This is a genomic window from Streptococcus sp. HMSC062D07, from assembly GCF_001814215.1.
Classification (GTDB): Bacteria; Bacillota; Bacilli; order Lactobacillales; family Streptococcaceae; genus Streptococcus; species Streptococcus infantis_I.
This window is the reverse complement of the sequence record NZ_KV815325.1, coordinates 30991-48799: the sequence shown is the minus strand read 5'-3', so window position 1 is coordinate 48799 and position 17809 is coordinate 30991. Positions and strand designations below refer to the sequence as shown.

The following is a 17809-nucleotide window of genomic DNA, read 5'->3' as shown; positions in this document are numbered from 1 at the left end:
AAGAAAGCTTGTCTTATTTGTTTTCTTGGTCTTCAATTGTTTTTTTAAGGGCATTCCAAGCTAGGGTTGCGCATTTGATTCGCTGAGGGAATTTAGCAACTCCTGATAAGAAAGCTGCATCTCCAAGTTGATCTTGACGCTCATCCTTTTGACCTTGAACCATTTCAGAAAAAATGGTCGCAAGATCTAGGATTTCTTGCTTGGTCTTTCCTAAAACTGCATCTGTCATCATACTAGCAGAGGCCGTTGAAATGGTACAGCCTGAGTTTAGAAAAGCGATATCTTCCAAACGATCGTCAGCACCAAACTTAACAGAGAGATTAATCACATCACCACAGGTCGGATTGTTGAGACTAATTTGCTCAGCATCTTCTAATTTCCCTTGGTGATGGGGATTTTTCGAATGGTCTGCTACCACTGCCATATAAAGGCTATCTAGTTTAGAAAGTGCCATTGAAAAACTCCTTTGTCTTTTGTAAGGCATCGACCAGCTTGTCGCAATCAGCCTTGGTATTGTAGATATAAAAACTTGCACGAGCTGTTGCTGGAACATCCAAATACTGGAGCAAGGGTTGAGCGCAATGGTGACCGGCACGAACTGCTACACCTTCATAATCCAGAGCTGTCGCAAGGTCGTGAGGATGAAGGTCACCTAGGTTAAAGGCAATGACACCTGAACGTTGAGCCAAATCTTGCGAACCGTAAATGGTCAATCCTTCAATTTCCTGCAATTTTGGAAAGACGTATGCAATTAGTTCTTGTTCATGGGCTTCAATGACATCCATGCCAATGTTTTCAAGATAATCCACGGCCGCTGCAAGTCCAATGGCACCTGCCATATTGGGAGTTCCGGCCTCGAATTTCCAAGGCAATTCCTTCCAACTAGCAGATTGCTCGTAAACAAAATCAATCATCTCGCCACCGAACTCAACAGGCGACATTTGCTCCAGATATTTTTCTTTACCGTAAAGAACACCAATGCCAGTCGGACCAGCCATCTTGTGACCTGAAAAGGCAAAGAAGTCCACATCCAAATCCTGTACATCAATCTTCATATGAGGCGTAGATTGAGCACCATCTACCACCATGATGGCTCCAACTTGGTGAGCCATTTGTGTGATTTCTTTGATAGGATTAACCACTCCAAGAACGTTTGATGCATGAGCTAGTGAAACAAATTTGACTTTGTCAGTCAATTTAGAACGCAAGTCATCCATATCCAGAGCTCCATCTTTGAGATAGACATAAACAAGCTCTGCCCCAGTCTTTCGGCAAGCTTCCTGCCATGGAATAATATTGGAATGGTGTTCCATGACAGAAATCAAGACCTGATCTCCCTCAGTCAAGATTTCCTCAGCAAAACGCGCCACCCAGTTAAGACTGGTCGTAGTTCCTCTAGTGAAGAGTACTTCCTTTGTCGAACCTGCATTGATGAACTTGCGAATGGTTTCGCGAGCAGCTTCATAAGATGCTGTTGCACGCTCTGCCAAGGTGTGAACACCTCGGTGGACATTGGCATTGTCCTGTTCATAGTAGCGGTTAATGGCTTCCAGAACAGCTAGTGGTTTTTGTGTCGTCGCAGCATTATCCAAATAAACCAGAGGTTCGTCATTAACAATCTGATCTAAAATTGGAAAATCCTTGCGAATAGCTTCTGCATCTAACATAGGCTTCCCCTTAGCGTTTTGACAATTTTTCTTCGATCGTCGCAATCATTTCATCACGAACTTCTTTGACTGGAATCTCAACGATAACAGATCCAAGGAAACCACGGACAACCAAACGCTCTGCAGTTGCCTTATCCAAGCCACGGCTCATGAGGTAGTACATGTCTTCTGGATCAACTTGTCCAATAGAAGCCGCGTGACCTGCAGTGACATCATTTTCATCAATCAAAAGAATTGGGTTGGCATCGGAACGTGCTTGGTCTGAAAGCATGAGAACACGGCTTTCTTGTTGGGCATCTGCTCCCTTAGCACCCTTGATGATGTGGCCAATACCATTGAAAGTCAAAGTTGCTTTTTCAAGAATAACACCATGTTGAAGAATATTACCGATAGAGTTGCAACCATAGTTAGTTACTCGAGTATCAATCCCTTGCACCTGACGACCACTTGAAAGAGCTACGACCTTGAGGTCTGCATGGCTACCATTTCCAAGTAGATCACTATCAAAGTCAGCAACAACATTTCCTTCGTTCATGACACCGATAGCCCAGTCAATACTTGCATCGTTACCTAGTTTACCTCGACGGCTAATGTAGGCAGTAACATTCTCACCAAGACGATCAATTGCAGCAAATTTCACTTGAGCACCAGAACGTGCAATCACTTCAACAGTGATATTAGCAGTCGCCTTAGCGCTACCCTCACCGCGTGATTCTAAACGTTCGAGGTAGCTGATTTTAGAGTTTTTACCTGCAATGATCAGAATATGCTTGTTAAATGGCACATCACTATCACTATCTTGGTAGAAAATTCCTTCGATTGGTTCTGTGATTTCTACATTGTCTGGAATATAGAGAACAGCACCACTATTAAAGTAAGCTGTGTGGTAGGCTGCCAATTTGTCATCGTCGTATTTTACTGATGACATGAAAAATTCTTCTACGAGTTCCGGAATTTCTTCTAAAGCCGAATGGAAGTCTGTAAAGACCACTCCTTGTTCAGCCAACTCAACTGGAATTTGCTCAAAAACTGTTTGAGTTCCAACCTGCACCAATTTCAAGTGATTATCTAAATCAGTGAAATCAGGAATATTTGCTGATGGTTCACTTTCTGTGATGGTACCATCACCAAGATTCCAACGGTGAAATTTTACACGCTCAATGACTGGCAATTCCAAACTCTCAATCTTATCAAAAGCTTTTTGACGGAGGTCTGACAACCAGCTTGGTTCAGCGTGCATTTCTGAAAAAAGTTTAATAGTTTCTTTAGTCATTTACTTCTCCTAAAAGATACGAGGGAATTACAATTCTTCCTTGTAGTCATAGCCAAGTTCTTCAGCTAGTTTCGCGTATCCTTCACGTTCCAAGCGTGCAGCCAATTCTGGACCACCAGAAAGAACAACACGACCTTCCATCATCACGTGTACTACATCTGGCGTGATATAGTTCAAGAGACGTTGGTAGTGAGTAATGATCATAGCACCAAAACCTTCACCACGCATAGCATTCACACCTTTAGAGACAACTTTAAGGGCATCAATATCAAGACCAGAGTCAATCTCATCTAAGAGGGCGAAAGTTGGTTCCAACATCAAGAGTTGAAGAATTTCGTTACGTTTTTTCTCACCACCTGAGAAACCTTCATTGAGGTAACGCTCTGCCATTTCTTCTTTCATGTTGAGCAATTCCATTTTTTCGTCTAACTTAGTGATAAATTCACGAACTGAAATCTTCTCATCATCTTCTTTACCAGCATTCATAGCTGCACGAAGAAACTCAGCATTGGTAATCCCAGGAATTTCTGATGGATATTGCATGGCAAGGAAAAGTCCCATACGCGCACGCTCATCCACTTCCAATTCAAGGATGTTTACACCGTCAAACAAGACTTCACCTTTAGTGACTTCATAGTTTGGGTTCCCCATAATAGCAGCTGAAAGAGTAGACTTACCGGTACCATTTGGTCCCATGATGGCTGCAATTTCCCCTGTTTTAAGAGTCAGATTGACCCCTTTTAAAATTTCTTTTCCTTCAATTTCAACGTGAAGATCTTTGATCTCTAATACTGACATGATTGTTCCTTTCTTTTCATCCTTTTTACTGTATTTACCTGAAATTTAACCTTTTTAAATCCCTAAAAAAACACAGTAAAATGTCAATAAATATACCTTAATAGTATAACAAAAAAAAGCCTAAAAGGCTTTGATTTTGTCTAGAAGCTAGGAGCTACTTCTTCCCTTGAAAATGATCATCTATAGCGCTCACAATTTTACCCATGATATAACTCACGCGAAAATTTCTCAGGATCAAAATAGCCCAAAGCAAGGCCACGATATACCGTTGCTCCATGATGGATTCATTAAAGAAATAAGTCTCAGCAGCAGTAAATAAGGCCATGATAATAAATTGTTGTCTGTTCATAGTCTTTTACCACCAATTCCCTTTAATCTTCAGCTATAGTCACTTTATCTGCTAAAAATTCAAAGCCTTGAGGAAGAATTGACTCCTCAGTCTCATCCTTCACGACTTGTCCTTGAGAACCTTTAGCTCTGCTTGAAAATGCAGCTCGAACTTCCTTCCATTCTTCCATAGAAATAGCAAGAATCTCTGGAGAAAATCCAGCAGCGCGACTAAGAATATTGCCAAACATAGTGTTTAGATTGTCTCGTTTCATGGTTTGACCAGCATTGAAATTCGATTCAAAAGCCAAAATCGCATGATGTTCATTAGCAGCAACTGGTTTAGAACCAGCCAAGAGTGCCTTATCTGGACCAGATAAGCTTTCAATGACTTCTCCCCAAGCATTCTGAAGACGGATTAAGTTTTGACGGGCTAAGTCTGGATTTTCTACTGCTTCTTGAAGAATAGACTGTACCTTATTTCGATCTACACGATAGATTGATTTACTGTTAGTCGGACGACTTGGTGTAGAAACAGTTTGTTTGGGATTAGAACCAACATTAGCAAGAGCTTGTTTCAATCGTGCAACTTCTTCTCGAAGAGAAGACAATTCCTCAGCCACCTCACCTGAAAGTTCTGGTTGAGAATCAATTTCTGCTAAACGAATAGTCATCATTTCGGCATAAATTTTAGGTTGTAGGCTTGCCTTAATATCAGCTAGACTCCTAGTAGCAAGACTAATCATCTCAAACAAGACATCCTGCGGAAGAGCTAAGTTTTTCTCAAATGCATCACTATGATGTGTATTTTCTCCGCCTGCTTGAACAATTAAGATATCACGTAGATATTGCAGCAAATCGACTACAAAACGTGTCATGCTCTTTCCATTCTCAAAAATCAGATCAAGATTTTGAAGGGCTCCCGGTACATCCTTTTGAGCTAAAGCAGCTACGTAATGATCCAAGGCACTTAAACTAATGGTACCAGTGATTTCTTCTGAGACTGCAGTTGTCAATGTAGCTTCTTGGGTTAAGCTTAATGCCTGGTCTAGAATTGACAAGGCATCCCGCATACCACCCTCAGCTCGGCGAGCAATAATTTCAACAGCTTCTGTTTCGTAATCAATCCCTTCTTTTTCTAAAATCTGGAAGATATGATCTCGAATATCCTGAGTCTTAATGGACTTGAACTCAAATCGTTGTACACGAGACAAAATAGTTGCAGGAATTTTATGAAGCTCAGTCGTAGCCAAAATAAAAACTACATTTGGAGTTGGTTCTTCCAGTGTTTTCAAAAGGGCATTAAAGGCACCTGTCGAAAGCATATGAACCTCATCAATGATATAAACCTTATACTGAGCTATACTTGGAGCATAAGTTGATTTATCACGAATATCACGAATTTCATCAACCCCATTATTAGAAGCAGCATCCATTTCGATAACGTCTTCTAAACTTCCATCCGTAACAGCTTGACAGATATAACAGTTATTACAAGGTTCTCCCCCTACTTGATTAGGGCAGTTCATAGCCTTAGCAAAAATCTTAGCCACACTAGTCTTACCAGTTCCACGAGGCCCTGAAAATAGGTAGGCGTGACTAATCTTATCCTGTTCCACAGCCTGTTTAAGAGTTCTAGCAACAACTTCCTGGCCCACTAACTGTGAAAAATTTTGACTTCTATATTTTCGATAAAGCGCCTGATACATTATGCTTTCTCCTCAAACATTGAAAAATTCCATTCTGTCTTATCTAGTAAAATGGACACAAACTCTTCTAAATAGCGTTGATCAATTTCATCATAATCATCAACATGAGATGAGTCCAAATCTAATACACCCAGAAGCTGTCCATTTTTTACCATTGGAAGTACGATCTCGCTACGAGCACTACTATCACAAGAAATATAATTTGGATAAGTCTTGACATCACCAACGATAACTGTTTGACGGCTAGCCGCTGACTCACCACAAACTCCTTTTCCGAGAGCGATTCTAACACATGAGACTCCACCCTGAAAAGGGCCTAAAATAAGCTCATTTCCGTCATATAAATAGAAACCTGCAAAGACAGTACGAGGAAAGTTCATTTTTAAGAGAGCACTGGCATTCGATAGATTAGCCACCACATTGGTCTCCCCTTCTAAAAGACTAGAGAGTTGTTCATTTACAATTTGGTAAATTGATTCTTTTTCGGAATGTAACATAAATCCATTATATCAAAAAATACTAGTTGAAAAAAGAAAAATCCCTTGTTTTACAACAAAGGATTTATAATTAGTTCTGATTGATTAAAGTTCGATGTCTCCGAACAAGTCAGCCATTGAGAATCCCGTTTGAGTTTCAGGAAGTTCAAAGTCACGTTTTTCTTGACGTTTTGGACGACGTGGACGTGGAGCACGTTTTTCTTCGTTTTGTCCTTCTTCTTGAGCTGGACGTTCTTCAAGAGCTTTGATAGAAAGTGATACACGTTCTGCATCAGCATTAACATCAAGAACTTTAACAGTAACTTCTTGACCAACTGTAAGAGCTTCTTTTGGATTTTCAATACGTTTGTGTGAAATTTGTGATACGTGAACAAGTCCATCGATACCTGGCAATACTTCAACAAATGCACCGAAGTCAGTCAAACGTTTAACTGTACCTTCTACAACGTCACCTTTAGCCAATTTTTGCTCAACGCCATCCCATGGTCCAGGTGTTGTTGCTTTAAGTGAAAGTGATACACGTCCTTCTTCTTCGTTAAGGTCAAGGATTTTCACTTCTACTTCTTCACCAACAGTTACAACTGATTTTGGTGAAACGTTACGTTCGTGTGACAATTCAGTCAAGTGAACCAATCCGTCAACACCACCAAGGTCGATGAAAGCACCGAAGCTTGTGATACGAGCAACTTTACCAGTTACTACATCACCAGCAGCCAATTTACCGAAAACTTCTGCACGAGCTGCTGCAGTAGCTGCTTCTACAACTTCACGACGTGAAAGGATGAAGCGGTTTTCTTTAGGGTCAACTTCTTTGATTTTAGCTTCAAATTCTTGACCTACAAAACGCTCAGTGTTACGTACGAAACGAGTATCCAACATTGAAGCTGGGATAAATCCACGCAAACCTTCAAATTCTACTGAAAGTCCACCTTTAACAGCGCGAGTTCCTTTAACTGTAACAACTTCTTCTTCGCGTCCTACAAGTTTGTCCCATGCTTTGCGAGCTTCAAGGCGTTTTTTAGATACAAGGTATGTTACTGTATCAGTATCTTTACCAACTACTTGACGAAGTACAAGAACATCAAATACTTCACCTACTTTTACAAAGTCATTGATATCTGCATCGCGATCGTTTGTCAATTCGCGAAGAGTCAAGACACCTTCAACACCAGTTCCAGAGATTGCAACGTTAGCTTGATTAGCATCAACTGTCAATACTTCAGCACTAACAACATCACCAGGTTCAACTTGGCTAACGCTATTTAGCAAATCTTCAAATTCATTCATCTAAAAAATCCTCCAACAATCAAGTCTTTTTAACTTGACATACTTATAATTTTTTTCCTAAGCACCCGCAACGACATGAACATCTCGAACGTCCTTCAATTATAAAAATAAAATACCCTAAGATATTTTTCTTTTTATCTTGAATTTATTACCTAAGAACTGGGGTAGCTGGATTCGAACCAACGCATGAGGGAGTCAAAGTCCCTTGCCTTACCGCTTGGCTATACCCCATTGATGATATGGAGAGAGAGGGATTCGAACCCCCGAACCCGAAGGAGCGGATTTACAGTCCGCCGCGTTTAGCCTCTTCGCTATCTCTCCGACAATCAACGAAAACTATTATATCATGAAAATTTGCAAAAAACAAGCATTATTTTGCTAAATTATAGTTCTCAATCAATATTTCCACAGCTTTTTCAAGATTCTTGTAAAAACTATCGACATTTCCATTCTTTATGATTGCAAATTGGTTGTCTAGTTCGGCAATTTCGCCGATTAACTTTTTACCAATCATTAAAGTATAACCAGCGTACTTATCTTTTCCAACTACTACTTTAGCATCTGACAATTGAATCTCAATTTTTTTATCCTTTTTGCTCATACCATACCTCTTTTCACTTTTTCTATTTTACAAGAAATTCCCTAATCTAGCAAGAAAAAACTCTCTACCATGCTTATCTTGACAGAGAGTTTAAGGAATATTTTTTTAATTTGAAAATTGAATCATTAGTGAGTCGTCCCTCCGACCAACTTCAAATCTTTATCTTTATGGTCCACGATAGCACCAATAGCAGCTTCGATACCTCGGACAATATCTCTTAAGCACATGGATGCAGTATTAGGCTTATTTACCACTTGCTCTGTCATATAGGGAATATGCATAAATCCTGCTCTCATATTGGGAAATTTCTTATCCGCTAAATAGAGAGCCTGATACATCAGATGATTGCAAACAAAGGTTCCAGCTGTATTGGATACTGTAGCAGGTAGCCCTTCTTCTTTTATGGCTTGTACCATTGCTTTGATAGGGAGTGTGCTAAAATAGGCGGCTTCTCCATCAAGGCGAATTGGAGTGTCAATCGGTTGATTTCCTTGGTTATCTGGAATTCTAGCATCATCTTGATTGATAGCAACTCTCTCAGGAGTTAAAGCAGCTCTTCCTCCTGCTTGTCCGATGCAAAGCACAACATCTGGATGGTATCGATTTATTTCTGCTTCTAAAACCTCTGCTGATTTATAAAAGACCGTTGGGATTTCTACCCAATGGAGCTCTGCACCATTGATTTCAGACGGTAATGATTTAACAGCTTCTAGAGCTGGATTGACCTTTTCACCACCAAAAGGATCAAATCCTGTAACTAATATTTTCATTTTATTTCCTTTACTAAAATGCCAAAAAGTACATCAGAAATACATGTATGATAATCATGACAATAGCTACTCCTACTTGTGCTTTGATAACGCCATTTGGATCTTTCATATCCAAAAGGGCTACAGGTAGAGTATTGAAATTAGCAGCCATTGGGGTTAATAGAGTCCCACAACAACCTGCTGTCATAGCAAGAGCACCCGCCATAATTGGATCTGCTCCCAAGGAAAATACAAAGGGCACACCAATTCCAGCAGTAATGACAGTAAAGGCCGCAAAGGCATTTCCCATAATCATTGAAAATAGAACCATTCCCAACACATAAGCCACTACACCCATCAACCGACTCCCCGAAGGAACAAAACCACTTATCAGATGTGACATTAAATCTCCAACTCCTGCTACGGTAAAAATCGCTCCCAAAGCCCCTAAAAGTTGGGGCACAATCCCACTAGTTGAGACTTGCTGAACCATGCGATTATTTTCTGCCAGCAAGCTTTTAGGAGAACTTTTAGTAATCAATAAAAGAGAGATGGTTGCAAGAAATGCTGCAAGGCTGATAGCAATCTTACTAAACTCAGGGATCATTTTTGCTAATACTAAAGCAATCAAAGCCATCAACATGACCGGAATAAAAATTTTATTCTTCAACCGTTTAGCTTCAATATTTGCCTTGACTTCATTCAGAGACGGCAAGGTTCCGATACGAACCTGTTTAAAGAGTGTTAGTAGGGCTAAGAGCACTACGATAATTCCAATACAGATAGATGGTAGATAGGAACCACCAATAAAACTGATTCCCAATAAAGCCCAAAACCCAGCTGTTCCATATCGAACTGGGTTTGTTTTGTCTTTGTAGCTACAATAGGCCGTGTGAAGAAATTGACAACCAATCACAATATAGGTTAACTCTAATAACTGTCTTGCTAGATTGGTCATTCTTCTTTTCCTTTACTAAGCTTATTCGCTAGCAGTTTTCTATCAAATAAGTAATTGTAAATCCCTACCACAAGTAGGGCAACTCCTGCAACAATAAGAGAATCCGAAGCGATCCCTGCATAATTACTTTCGTAACCTAATTGGTCCAGAGTGCCCCCAACTAAGAGGACACCACCTGCACCAACGAAAGTGTTCTGAGCAAAGAAATTTGCAAAATTATCATTTGCTGCTGCACGCGCTTTTAGCGCTTCGCTCTCCTGCTCCGTTAATTTTCTACCTAATTGTGACTCTGCCGCTGCTTGTCCCATGGGTTGAACCAGAGGCCTTACAAACTGTGGCTGCCCTCCGATACGAATGGCAAAGAAGCTGTCGAGTTCCCGAAAAAAGAAATAAACGGTATAAAAACTTCCTACGGTCAGCCCCTTTATCCTTTGAATCAAGTCAATCGAACGTTGCTTGAGGCCAAAAGTTTCAGATAAACCAACCAAGGGCAAGGTTACCATAAAAATCGTAAGAACTCGTTGATTGCTAAATTCTCTTCCTAAAATTTCCAAGAACTCAACAAGAGAAACTCCAGAAACTAGAGCTGTAACTAAACTAGCTAAGACTACCGTTGCGATGGTATCTAATTTATAGATAAAACCAACCACAATGATAACTATCCCTATTAGTTTAATCCATTCCATATAGGCCCCTTTATTCCAAAAATACTAGTCTGTTTTATTTGACATGACTTTCTAGTTCTTTTTGGTATTTACTGTTTGATTCCAATTTTTCTTTTTGCCATTTTTCAAGAGCTGCTTGATATTCTTTAGCAGATACAATTTCTTTTTGCAATTTCATTCCCTTGAAGATATATGGATCACCCTTAATACCTACTTGTGAGTATGGTTTAGAGAATGGAACAACGTTGCTGACAACTGGTGAACCACCTGATGAAGCTGTTGGCATCAAGAGAGAACTATCAGTGAGCCAAGCTTGCGCTTTAGCATATTTTTCATATCTCTTGTCCAAATCGTTTGTTTCAGAAACTGCATCATCCAAGAGTTTCTTATATTCATCCAGACCAAGTTGAGCTACTACTTCCTTGTCTTTACCTTTCGTAATACCAAGGTGTTTCATAGCAGAACCAGTCTTAGGATCCATGATATTGAGATAACTTGCTGGGTCTTGGTAGCTTGGAGCCCATCCAGTACTGTTCAAGTCATAGTCTTTTTGTGCTGGAACACGCGCTTGCGATGTAATGCTTTCCTTTTCGTTATCGGTCATCTGAAGGACATCAATCACGACATTTTCAGAACCAAGAGTTGACTCGATTGATTGTTTGAAGGAATTGCTTTGTTGAACGGCGATTGTATCTGTCTGTTCAACTGGAACATCCAAATGAATTGGGAAGGTTACACCTTTTGCTTCCAATTCTTTCTTAGCTTTCTCGAATGAAGCCTTAGCTTTGTCAGGATTGTAGATAGTATCTTTTCCGTCTACAAGCTCAACGCCTTTCCATTGGTCTCCATAGTTGACCAATTCTGCTTGAGCGATGTCACCAAAGTTTTTACCGCCAGATTGTACAAAGTTATCTGGAACTAGACTGTTACGAATAATCTTGTCCGCACCATCTTCACCATTGAGTTGTGCAGCATAAGAATGACGGTTGAAGGCAAAGTTGATTGCTTGACGGAAGTCCTTGTTCAACATCGCTTCTTTTGTAGAAGTTTTCTGTTCTTCACTTGTTTTCGCAGTCTTATTGTAAGATTGACGGTTTACGTTAAAGGTAAAGTAGTAACTAGTTGAATCCTGTGGACTGTATGTGATTTTATCTCCGTATTGTTCCAATGTAGAAGCAAAGTTTGAGCTACTTGGGAAGATACGAGCTGTTGTATAAACACCTGAAGAGAAGCTACGGATTAATGATTCTTGGTCTGAGCCATCATAGTAGGTCAATTTTACTTTCTCAATTTTAACCTTCTCTTTATCCCAATAATTTGGGTTCTTTTCGTATTCGATTAAAGATTTTGAAGTCAATGTCTTCAGGATATACGGACCGTTATAAAGAATACCAGATGGACTTACTGCTCCGTAGTTCTTACCTGAAGCTTTGAGGAATTCCTCGTTTACCGGCAACATAGTTGCTGAAGTTACTTTCGAATTCCAGAAACTTTCAGGTGCATTAAGAGTATACTGGACTGTGTAGTCATCCAATGCCTTAACCCCAACTGTAGAGAAGTCATTAGTCTCACCAGTCATATATTCATTCAATCCCTTAATGGAGTTTTGAATAAGAGTAACACCGTCTGATTTACCATCTGCTACGTGTTTTAGTCCAGTAACAAAGTCATGCGCAGTTACTTCAGCATATTCTTCACCCTCTGAGGTATACCATTTAACTCCTTTACGAAGTTTATAAGTATAAGTCAAACCGTCTTGTGAGACACTCCAATCCTCAGCGAGGGAAGGAATCAAATTCCCATATTCATCGTTTTCCAACAAACCATCAACGACGTTACCAATAATATCCGTTGTTGAAGTACGAGTTGCAATACTGTAGTCCAAAGATGATGGGTCTACTCCATAGACATAAGAGAAGGTTGTAGGTGCATCTGCTTCTTTATCAGCTTTACCACAAGCCACAAGAAGAACTGCTGTACTCAGGACAACTCCTGCTGTTAACATCCACTTTTTCGTTTTCATAAAGATCTCCTTTAATAATGTTTAATCTACTTTTACAATCCAACCTTCTGGCGCTTCAATGTCACCAAATTGGATACCTGTCAATTCATCGTATAGTTTACGAGTCACTGGACCAACCTCTGTTTCGCTGTAGAAAACATGGAAATCATCACCGCGTTGGATTCCCCCAATAGGTGAGATTACTGCTGCTGTTCCACAGGCCCCTGCTTCTACAAATCGAGCCAGACTATCAATTGGTACATCCCCCTCGACAGGCTTCAATCCTAAACGATGTTCTGCTAAGTAAAGCAAAGAGTACTTGGTAATCGATGGTAAGATTGATGGACTCAATGGCGTTACAAACTCATTATCAGCTGTAATTCCAAAGAAGTTTGCTGAACCAACTTCTTCAATCTTGGTGTGGGTTGATGGGTCGAGATAAATAACGTCTGAGAAATGACGTGATTTAGCCACTTTTCCAGGCAGTAGACTAGCTGCATAGTTACCACCAACCTTGGCAGCTCCTGTTCCATTTGGTGCAGCACGGTCATACTCATCTTGAATCAAGAAGTTTGTTGGAACCAATCCACCCTTAAAGTAATTTCCAACTGGCATAGCAAAGATGGTAAAAATATACTCCTCGGCTGGTTTTACCCCGATGATGTCTCCGACACCAATCAAGAGCGGACGAAGGTAAAGGGTTCCACCAGTTCCGTAAGGCGGTACGTATTCTTCATTAGCTCGAACTACTGACTTACAAGCCTCTACAAACATTTCTGTTGGCACTTGTGGCATCAAGAGACGATCACAGGTACGTTGCAGACGTTTAGCATTTTCATCTGGACGGAAGAGTTGAATACTGCCATCTTTTGTACGATAGGCTTTCAATCCTTCAAACGCTTGCTGTCCATAGTGAAGGCTTGGAGATGATTCTGAAATATGCAAGGTTGCATCTTCTGTTAATTCTCCTTGAGTCCATTGTCCATTTTTAAAATAAGCGATATAACGATAAGGTAGTTTCATATAGGAAAAACCGAGATTTTCCCAATCAATCGTAACGGTCATGACAATCTCCTTTATTCTAATCAAGCTTTGTGTTCTATTCTACACTATTCTCCTAAAAATTCAAGTATTATTTGTAATTTTCTGAAAATTTTACTTATAAAAAATCAGTCACTAGGACTGATTTTCTTATGAATTATCTTTTTCTTCTTTAAAGACTTCTTTGAGGTAGGCATCGAAAACTTCCTCGTCTGAAATAGTATCTGAGATAAAGCTTCCATTGCTTGTGCGCTCTGATAGATTCAAATCTTGCAAGATTGATTCGTAAATTGTTCCATTATTTGATTGAACAACCAGAGTTTGTTCACCATCTTCTACTTCTGTACTGAAGAGATCTCCGATAAATCCTTGTTCTGAGACAGCACCGGCCAAGAAGACGCGATGTGGTTTACTCTTCAATTCTCTCAGAACTTGAAGACCACGCTTAGCACGACTGGTTGCTGGAATTTCCTCTGTTGAAACGCGTTTCAAACTTCCACGTTGTGTCAAAATATAGAAAGATGAAGTATTGCAGATAAAGGCAGCTTGAAGCTCATCATCTGCTTTCAGATTCATAGCTTTAACACCTGCAGCCTTGGCTCCAACAACTGGAACCTCTTCGATATTAAAGCGAAGGGCATATCCATTTTTACTAATCAACAAAACATCATCAAGTTTGATTGGTGCAACAGCTACAATCTGGTCAGTCTCGTCTTTCAACTTAGCATATTTGACAGACTTAGAACGATAGGTTCTCCATGGAGAGAATTCTTTTCGTTCGACACGCTTGATCTGTCCAAGGCGAGTCGCTGCAAAGTAGGTCGTCGCATCATCAAACTGATCCACAACTTCAACGTATAGCACTTCTTCATTGGTTTCAAAGTTGGTAATCGTTTGGCTCAAGTGCTCCCCGATATCCTTCCAACGAATATCTGCTAATTCATGGACAGGACGGTAGATAACATTTCCTAGTGTCGTAAAGATTAAGAGATGTTGAGTTGTCTTAACAGATTGGATAAATAGCAATCGGTCATCATCCCGTTTACCAATTTCCTCTAACGTTGAAGCTGAGAAAGAGCGAGGGCTAGTACGCTTGATATAGCCAGCCTTCGTCACGCTGACATAGGTATCTTCCTCTGCGATAAGGCTAGCTGTATCAATCTCGATCACTTTTGCTGTATCTTCTAAAGAACTCAAACGAGGTGTCGCAAACTGTCTCTTGACCTCACGAAGTTCTTTTTTCATGAGATTGTACATAGTCCGTTCGTCACCAATGATAGCCGCTAGCATAGCAATTTTTTCGCGAAGTTCTGCTTCTTCTTCCTGCAAGACAACTACGTCTGTATTGGTCAAACGGTATAGTTGCAAGGTAACAATAGCTTCAGCCTGCTCTTCAGTAAAATCATAACTGACCTTGAGGTTCTCTTTGGCATCAGCCTTGTTCTCAGAAGCACGGATAAGAGCAATGACTTCATCTAAAATAGAGATGACACGAATCAAACCTTCCACGATATGGAGACGTTTTTCAGCCTTTTCCTTGTCAAAGCGAGAACGTGCCAAGATGACCTCACGACGGTGGGCAATATAGCTAGATAAGATAGGCACAATTCCAACCTGACGAGGGGTGAAATTGTCAATCGCAACCATGTTGAAGTTGTAGTTGATTTGCAAGTCAGTATACTTGAAAAGGTAGTTGAGAACAAGCTCTGTGTTGGCATCTTTCTTGAGTTCGATAGCAATACGAAGACCGTCACGGTCGGACTCATCACGAACCTCAGCGATACCTGCTACCTTGTTATTGACACGAACTTCATCAATTTTCTTGACTAAGTTAGCCTTATTAATCTCATAAGGAATCTCAGTGATAACGATTTGTTCCTTACCACCTTTTAACTTCTCAATTTCAGTCTTGGAACGAACAACCACGCGCCCCTTACCAGTTTCATAGGCCTTTTTGATCTCGTCACGACCTTGGATGATAGCTCCTGTAGGAAAGTCTGGCCCAGGTAAGAATTCCATCAACTTATCAACCTTAGCAGTTGGGTGATCAATCATGTAGACTGTCGCATCGATAACTTCAGCCAAATTATGCGGTGGAATATCTGTCGCATAACCAGCTGAAATACCTGTCGAACCATTGACTAAAAGGTTTGGAAAGGCTGCTGGTAAGACAGTTGGTTCTTTCTCGGTATCGTCAAAGTTCCAAGCAAAGGGAACTGTCTTTTTCTCGATATCTTGAAGAAGGTAACCTGCAATCTCTGACAAACGGGCCTCGGTATAACGCATAGCTGCAGGCGGATCTCCGTCCATAGAACCATTATTACCGTGCATTTCAACTAGAATCTCACGGTTTTTCCAGTCCTGAGACATACGGACCATGGCATCATAGATAGAAGAATCTCCGTGTGGGTGAAAATTACCCATGATGTTCCCGACAGACTTGGCAGACTTACGGTAGCTCTTGTCAAAAGTATTGCCATCCTTATTCATCGAATAAAGGATACGGCGTTGAACCGGCTTCAATCCATCCCGAATGTCTGGCAAAGCCCGGTCTTGAATGATGTACTTGGAGTAGCGACCAAAGCGCTCTCCCATGATGTCCTCTAAGGACATATTTTGGATATTACTCATATAGGATACAAAGCCCGTAAAATGCAAAGTGAAAATAGGAAATTCTTACAGTGAGCGATGCTCACAAGAGAATTTATCTTTTTCACACAGCATTTAGGGCGTGTTCAACTCCTTTCAAAAAAAGTAGAGTAGGTTTTATAGAAAAGGATTTCAGTTACTTTATATAACTAAACTATCCTTTCTGTAGTTTAAAGTTTTGAATTGTGTTCTTTATTTTCTTAGTGATTTAGAAGTTTTTCCTTAGCATATCTCATCATCTTATCAGCCACTTCTTTTTCATACTTAAATCCCATCTTTTGAGCAAGACTTTGAGCTTCTTGATGAAAAAGTTGCATGGTAGCAAATAAAGACTGTGTGATTTTGTCTAAACTTGATAAATCAAGAAGAGCAGAGAATTCCTTCTCTTTCTCTGTTTGTAAATACTGGAAAAGATACTTGTAGTTCTTACCGATGTCGACTACTCCTCTATCTCTTGCGACCTTCCAAGCTAAGATTTTCAAGAGTTCTTGCTGGCAAATACCGTAGAGATGGTCAGTCGCATAAATGACTTGCTTACGACAAATTCCTTTGACCACGTAAGCTGACACCCACCAAAATTCATTACAAGTTTTTTCAAAATCCGTCTCACTAGCTGGGCTTGTCCAGAAACGCTGAGGACTGGGAGAATAGGACTCGAACAAGCCCTTCTCATCTACTAAAACTGTGAATCCTGTCTCACTATCCACCCATTCTTGGATGTGCTCTTTTGGGCAAAGGGTTAAATCGATTCGGTTGCCGTCTTCGAAAAGCATGAGGTAGAGACGACGGTTTCCTAGGATATTATGTTGCTCAATGTTACGTGTACCAAACTGGTGCAACCAAGCGAGATCTCTTGTTAGAGTGTCTAAATCATCCACGACATAAACCACGTCGTAATCCTGAAACTCATCTTTTGGCGCTTGACCCTCTGCTCTTGAACCAGATAGAGCCACGGCTTCGACTTTTAAGGTTTTCGCAACTTGTAAGAGCAAATTTAGTATTTCTGTTTCAGTTCTCATCTATGTCACCGTCGTTTGAAATTGAGTCTGGGATAGGAACATCTTCTTGCTTTTGTTGTAGAAGATTCTGAACTCTTTTTCTTTCAAGCTCTCCGACTATAAATTGAATGATAGAACTAATTCCAAAAAGTGGTAGTAGTAACATAATTCCCATTTCTTCCGTCAGCATTAAAAAGAGGAAGTTAATAACTGAAAATATTTCTAAAAACCAGGCATTTATCTTAAGAAATTTTGAGTAACTACTAGGATAATGTTTGAGATGTTTATTGCTCTTATAAATAGCTGTAAATCCAAAAGCTAAGCTAGCTGGTGTGAAAATAAAAATGTCAAAAGTATAGAATAGCAAACCTGCATAAGGATTGGATCTAAAAGGATTATCAAATAAAAAGACACAGGCGGTTACTATAGCTAATAGTAAGAATTCAAGAAAGCGAATTTTCTCAGGTTTTCCTTGTTTAGCTGTTATAAACATAACTGCACCTATAGCTAAAACTATCGCAAGAAAAGGAGTATGATACAATAAACTTATCATGATGTATACCTCTTTTAAAGAGCCAAGATTATTAA

Annotated in this window: 17 protein-coding genes and 2 tRNA genes; all 19 read right to left on the bottom strand. The window is 40.1% G+C overall.

Translation table 11 applies throughout. The annotated features are described in order from the left end of the window. Positions 1 to 13: 13 nt before the first annotated feature. Entirely contained in the window at positions 14 to 454 is a 441-nt protein-coding gene (gene sufU / locus HMPREF2957_RS02365) for a Fe-S cluster assembly sulfur transfer protein SufU (protein ID WP_070677183.1), read from the bottom strand. After that, positions 441 to 1667 carry a cysteine desulfurase gene (locus HMPREF2957_RS02360; RefSeq protein ID WP_070677182.1) on the bottom strand — a complete coding sequence of 409 codons (1227 nt, stop codon included), beginning with the start codon at positions 1665 to 1667 and terminating at the stop codon, positions 441 to 443. The genes sufU and HMPREF2957_RS02360 overlap by 14 nt, the downstream gene beginning before the upstream one ends. A gap of 10 nt (positions 1668 to 1677) precedes the next feature. Continuing rightward, positions 1678 to 2940 carry a Fe-S cluster assembly protein SufD gene (sufD, locus tag HMPREF2957_RS02355; protein ID WP_070677181.1) on the bottom strand — a complete coding sequence of 421 codons (1263 nt, stop codon included), beginning with the start codon at positions 2938 to 2940 and terminating at the stop codon, positions 1678 to 1680. Between the two features lie 27 nt (positions 2941 to 2967). Continuing rightward, positions 2968 to 3738 carry a Fe-S cluster assembly ATPase SufC gene (gene sufC, locus HMPREF2957_RS02350; RefSeq protein WP_000114489.1) on the bottom strand — a complete coding sequence of 257 codons (771 nt, stop codon included), beginning with the start codon at positions 3736 to 3738 and terminating at the stop codon, positions 2968 to 2970. A 154-nt stretch (positions 3739 to 3892) separates the two neighbouring features. After that, positions 3893 to 4087 (bottom strand): DUF3272 family protein, encoded by a 195-nt coding sequence (locus HMPREF2957_RS02345; protein WP_004253242.1) that lies wholly within the window; start codon positions 4085 to 4087, stop codon positions 3893 to 3895. 22 nt (positions 4088 to 4109) lie between these two features. Beyond that, positions 4110 to 5774: a DNA polymerase III subunit gamma/tau gene (gene dnaX, locus HMPREF2957_RS02340; RefSeq protein WP_070677180.1), complete on the bottom strand. Its 1665-nt coding sequence runs from the start codon at positions 5772 to 5774 to the stop codon at positions 4110 to 4112. Continuing rightward, complete coding sequence (locus HMPREF2957_RS02335; RefSeq protein ID WP_070677179.1) at positions 5774 to 6271, bottom strand: GAF domain-containing protein; 498 nt, start codon at positions 6269 to 6271, stop codon at positions 5774 to 5776. Before HMPREF2957_RS02335 ends, dnaX begins: the two co-directional genes overlap by 1 nt. 84 nt (positions 6272 to 6355) lie before the next feature. Next, the gene (gene rpsA / locus HMPREF2957_RS02330) at positions 6356 to 7558 is read right to left on the bottom strand and encodes a 30S ribosomal protein S1 (RefSeq protein WP_004253232.1); all 1203 of its coding nucleotides are present in this window, start codon (positions 7556 to 7558) and stop codon (positions 6356 to 6358) included. Between the two features lie 159 nt (positions 7559 to 7717). Next, positions 7718 to 7789, bottom strand: a tRNA-Gln gene (locus HMPREF2957_RS02325). Between the two features lie 9 nt (positions 7790 to 7798). Continuing rightward, positions 7799 to 7879 (bottom strand) — tRNA-Tyr (locus HMPREF2957_RS02320). A 49-nt stretch (positions 7880 to 7928) separates the two neighbouring features. Further along, positions 7929 to 8159 carry a DUF2969 domain-containing protein gene (locus tag HMPREF2957_RS02315; RefSeq protein WP_070677178.1) on the bottom strand — a complete coding sequence of 77 codons (231 nt, stop codon included), beginning with the start codon at positions 8157 to 8159 and terminating at the stop codon, positions 7929 to 7931. 125 nt (positions 8160 to 8284) lie between these two features. After that, the gene (gene pcp, locus HMPREF2957_RS02310; RefSeq protein WP_070677177.1) at positions 8285 to 8929 is read right to left on the bottom strand and encodes a pyroglutamyl-peptidase I; all 645 of its coding nucleotides are present in this window, start codon (positions 8927 to 8929) and stop codon (positions 8285 to 8287) included. A 13-nt stretch (positions 8930 to 8942) separates the two neighbouring features. Next, positions 8943 to 9866 (bottom strand): DUF979 domain-containing protein, encoded by a 924-nt coding sequence (locus HMPREF2957_RS02305; protein WP_070677176.1) that lies wholly within the window; start codon positions 9864 to 9866, stop codon positions 8943 to 8945. Further along, positions 9863 to 10552 carry a DUF969 domain-containing protein gene (locus HMPREF2957_RS02300; RefSeq protein ID WP_004253220.1) on the bottom strand — a complete coding sequence of 230 codons (690 nt, stop codon included), beginning with the start codon at positions 10550 to 10552 and terminating at the stop codon, positions 9863 to 9865. Before HMPREF2957_RS02300 ends, HMPREF2957_RS02305 begins: the two co-directional genes overlap by 4 nt. Before the next feature lie 34 nt (positions 10553 to 10586). After that, entirely contained in the window at positions 10587 to 12554 is a 1968-nt protein-coding gene (locus tag HMPREF2957_RS02295; RefSeq protein ID WP_070677175.1) for a peptide ABC transporter substrate-binding protein, read from the bottom strand. A gap of 21 nt (positions 12555 to 12575) precedes the next feature. Then, a complete protein-coding gene (locus HMPREF2957_RS02290) occupies positions 12576 to 13598 on the bottom strand; it encodes a branched-chain amino acid aminotransferase (protein ID WP_070677174.1) in 1023 nt (340 codons plus the stop codon). 126 nt (positions 13599 to 13724) lie between these two features. Beyond that, positions 13725 to 16205, bottom strand: coding sequence for a DNA topoisomerase IV subunit A (parC, locus tag HMPREF2957_RS02285; protein WP_083312328.1), 2481 nt, complete (start codon positions 16203 to 16205; stop codon positions 13725 to 13727). Between the two features lie 218 nt (positions 16206 to 16423). Continuing rightward, on the bottom strand, positions 16424 to 17242 hold the full coding sequence (locus HMPREF2957_RS02280) for an aminoglycoside 6-adenylyltransferase (RefSeq protein ID WP_070677172.1): 819 nt from the start codon (positions 17240 to 17242) through the stop codon (positions 16424 to 16426). Next, the gene (locus HMPREF2957_RS02275; RefSeq protein WP_070677171.1) at positions 17232 to 17774 is read right to left on the bottom strand and encodes a hypothetical protein; all 543 of its coding nucleotides are present in this window, start codon (positions 17772 to 17774) and stop codon (positions 17232 to 17234) included. The genes HMPREF2957_RS02280 and HMPREF2957_RS02275 overlap by 11 nt, the downstream gene beginning before the upstream one ends. Positions 17775 to 17809 lie beyond the last annotated feature (35 nt).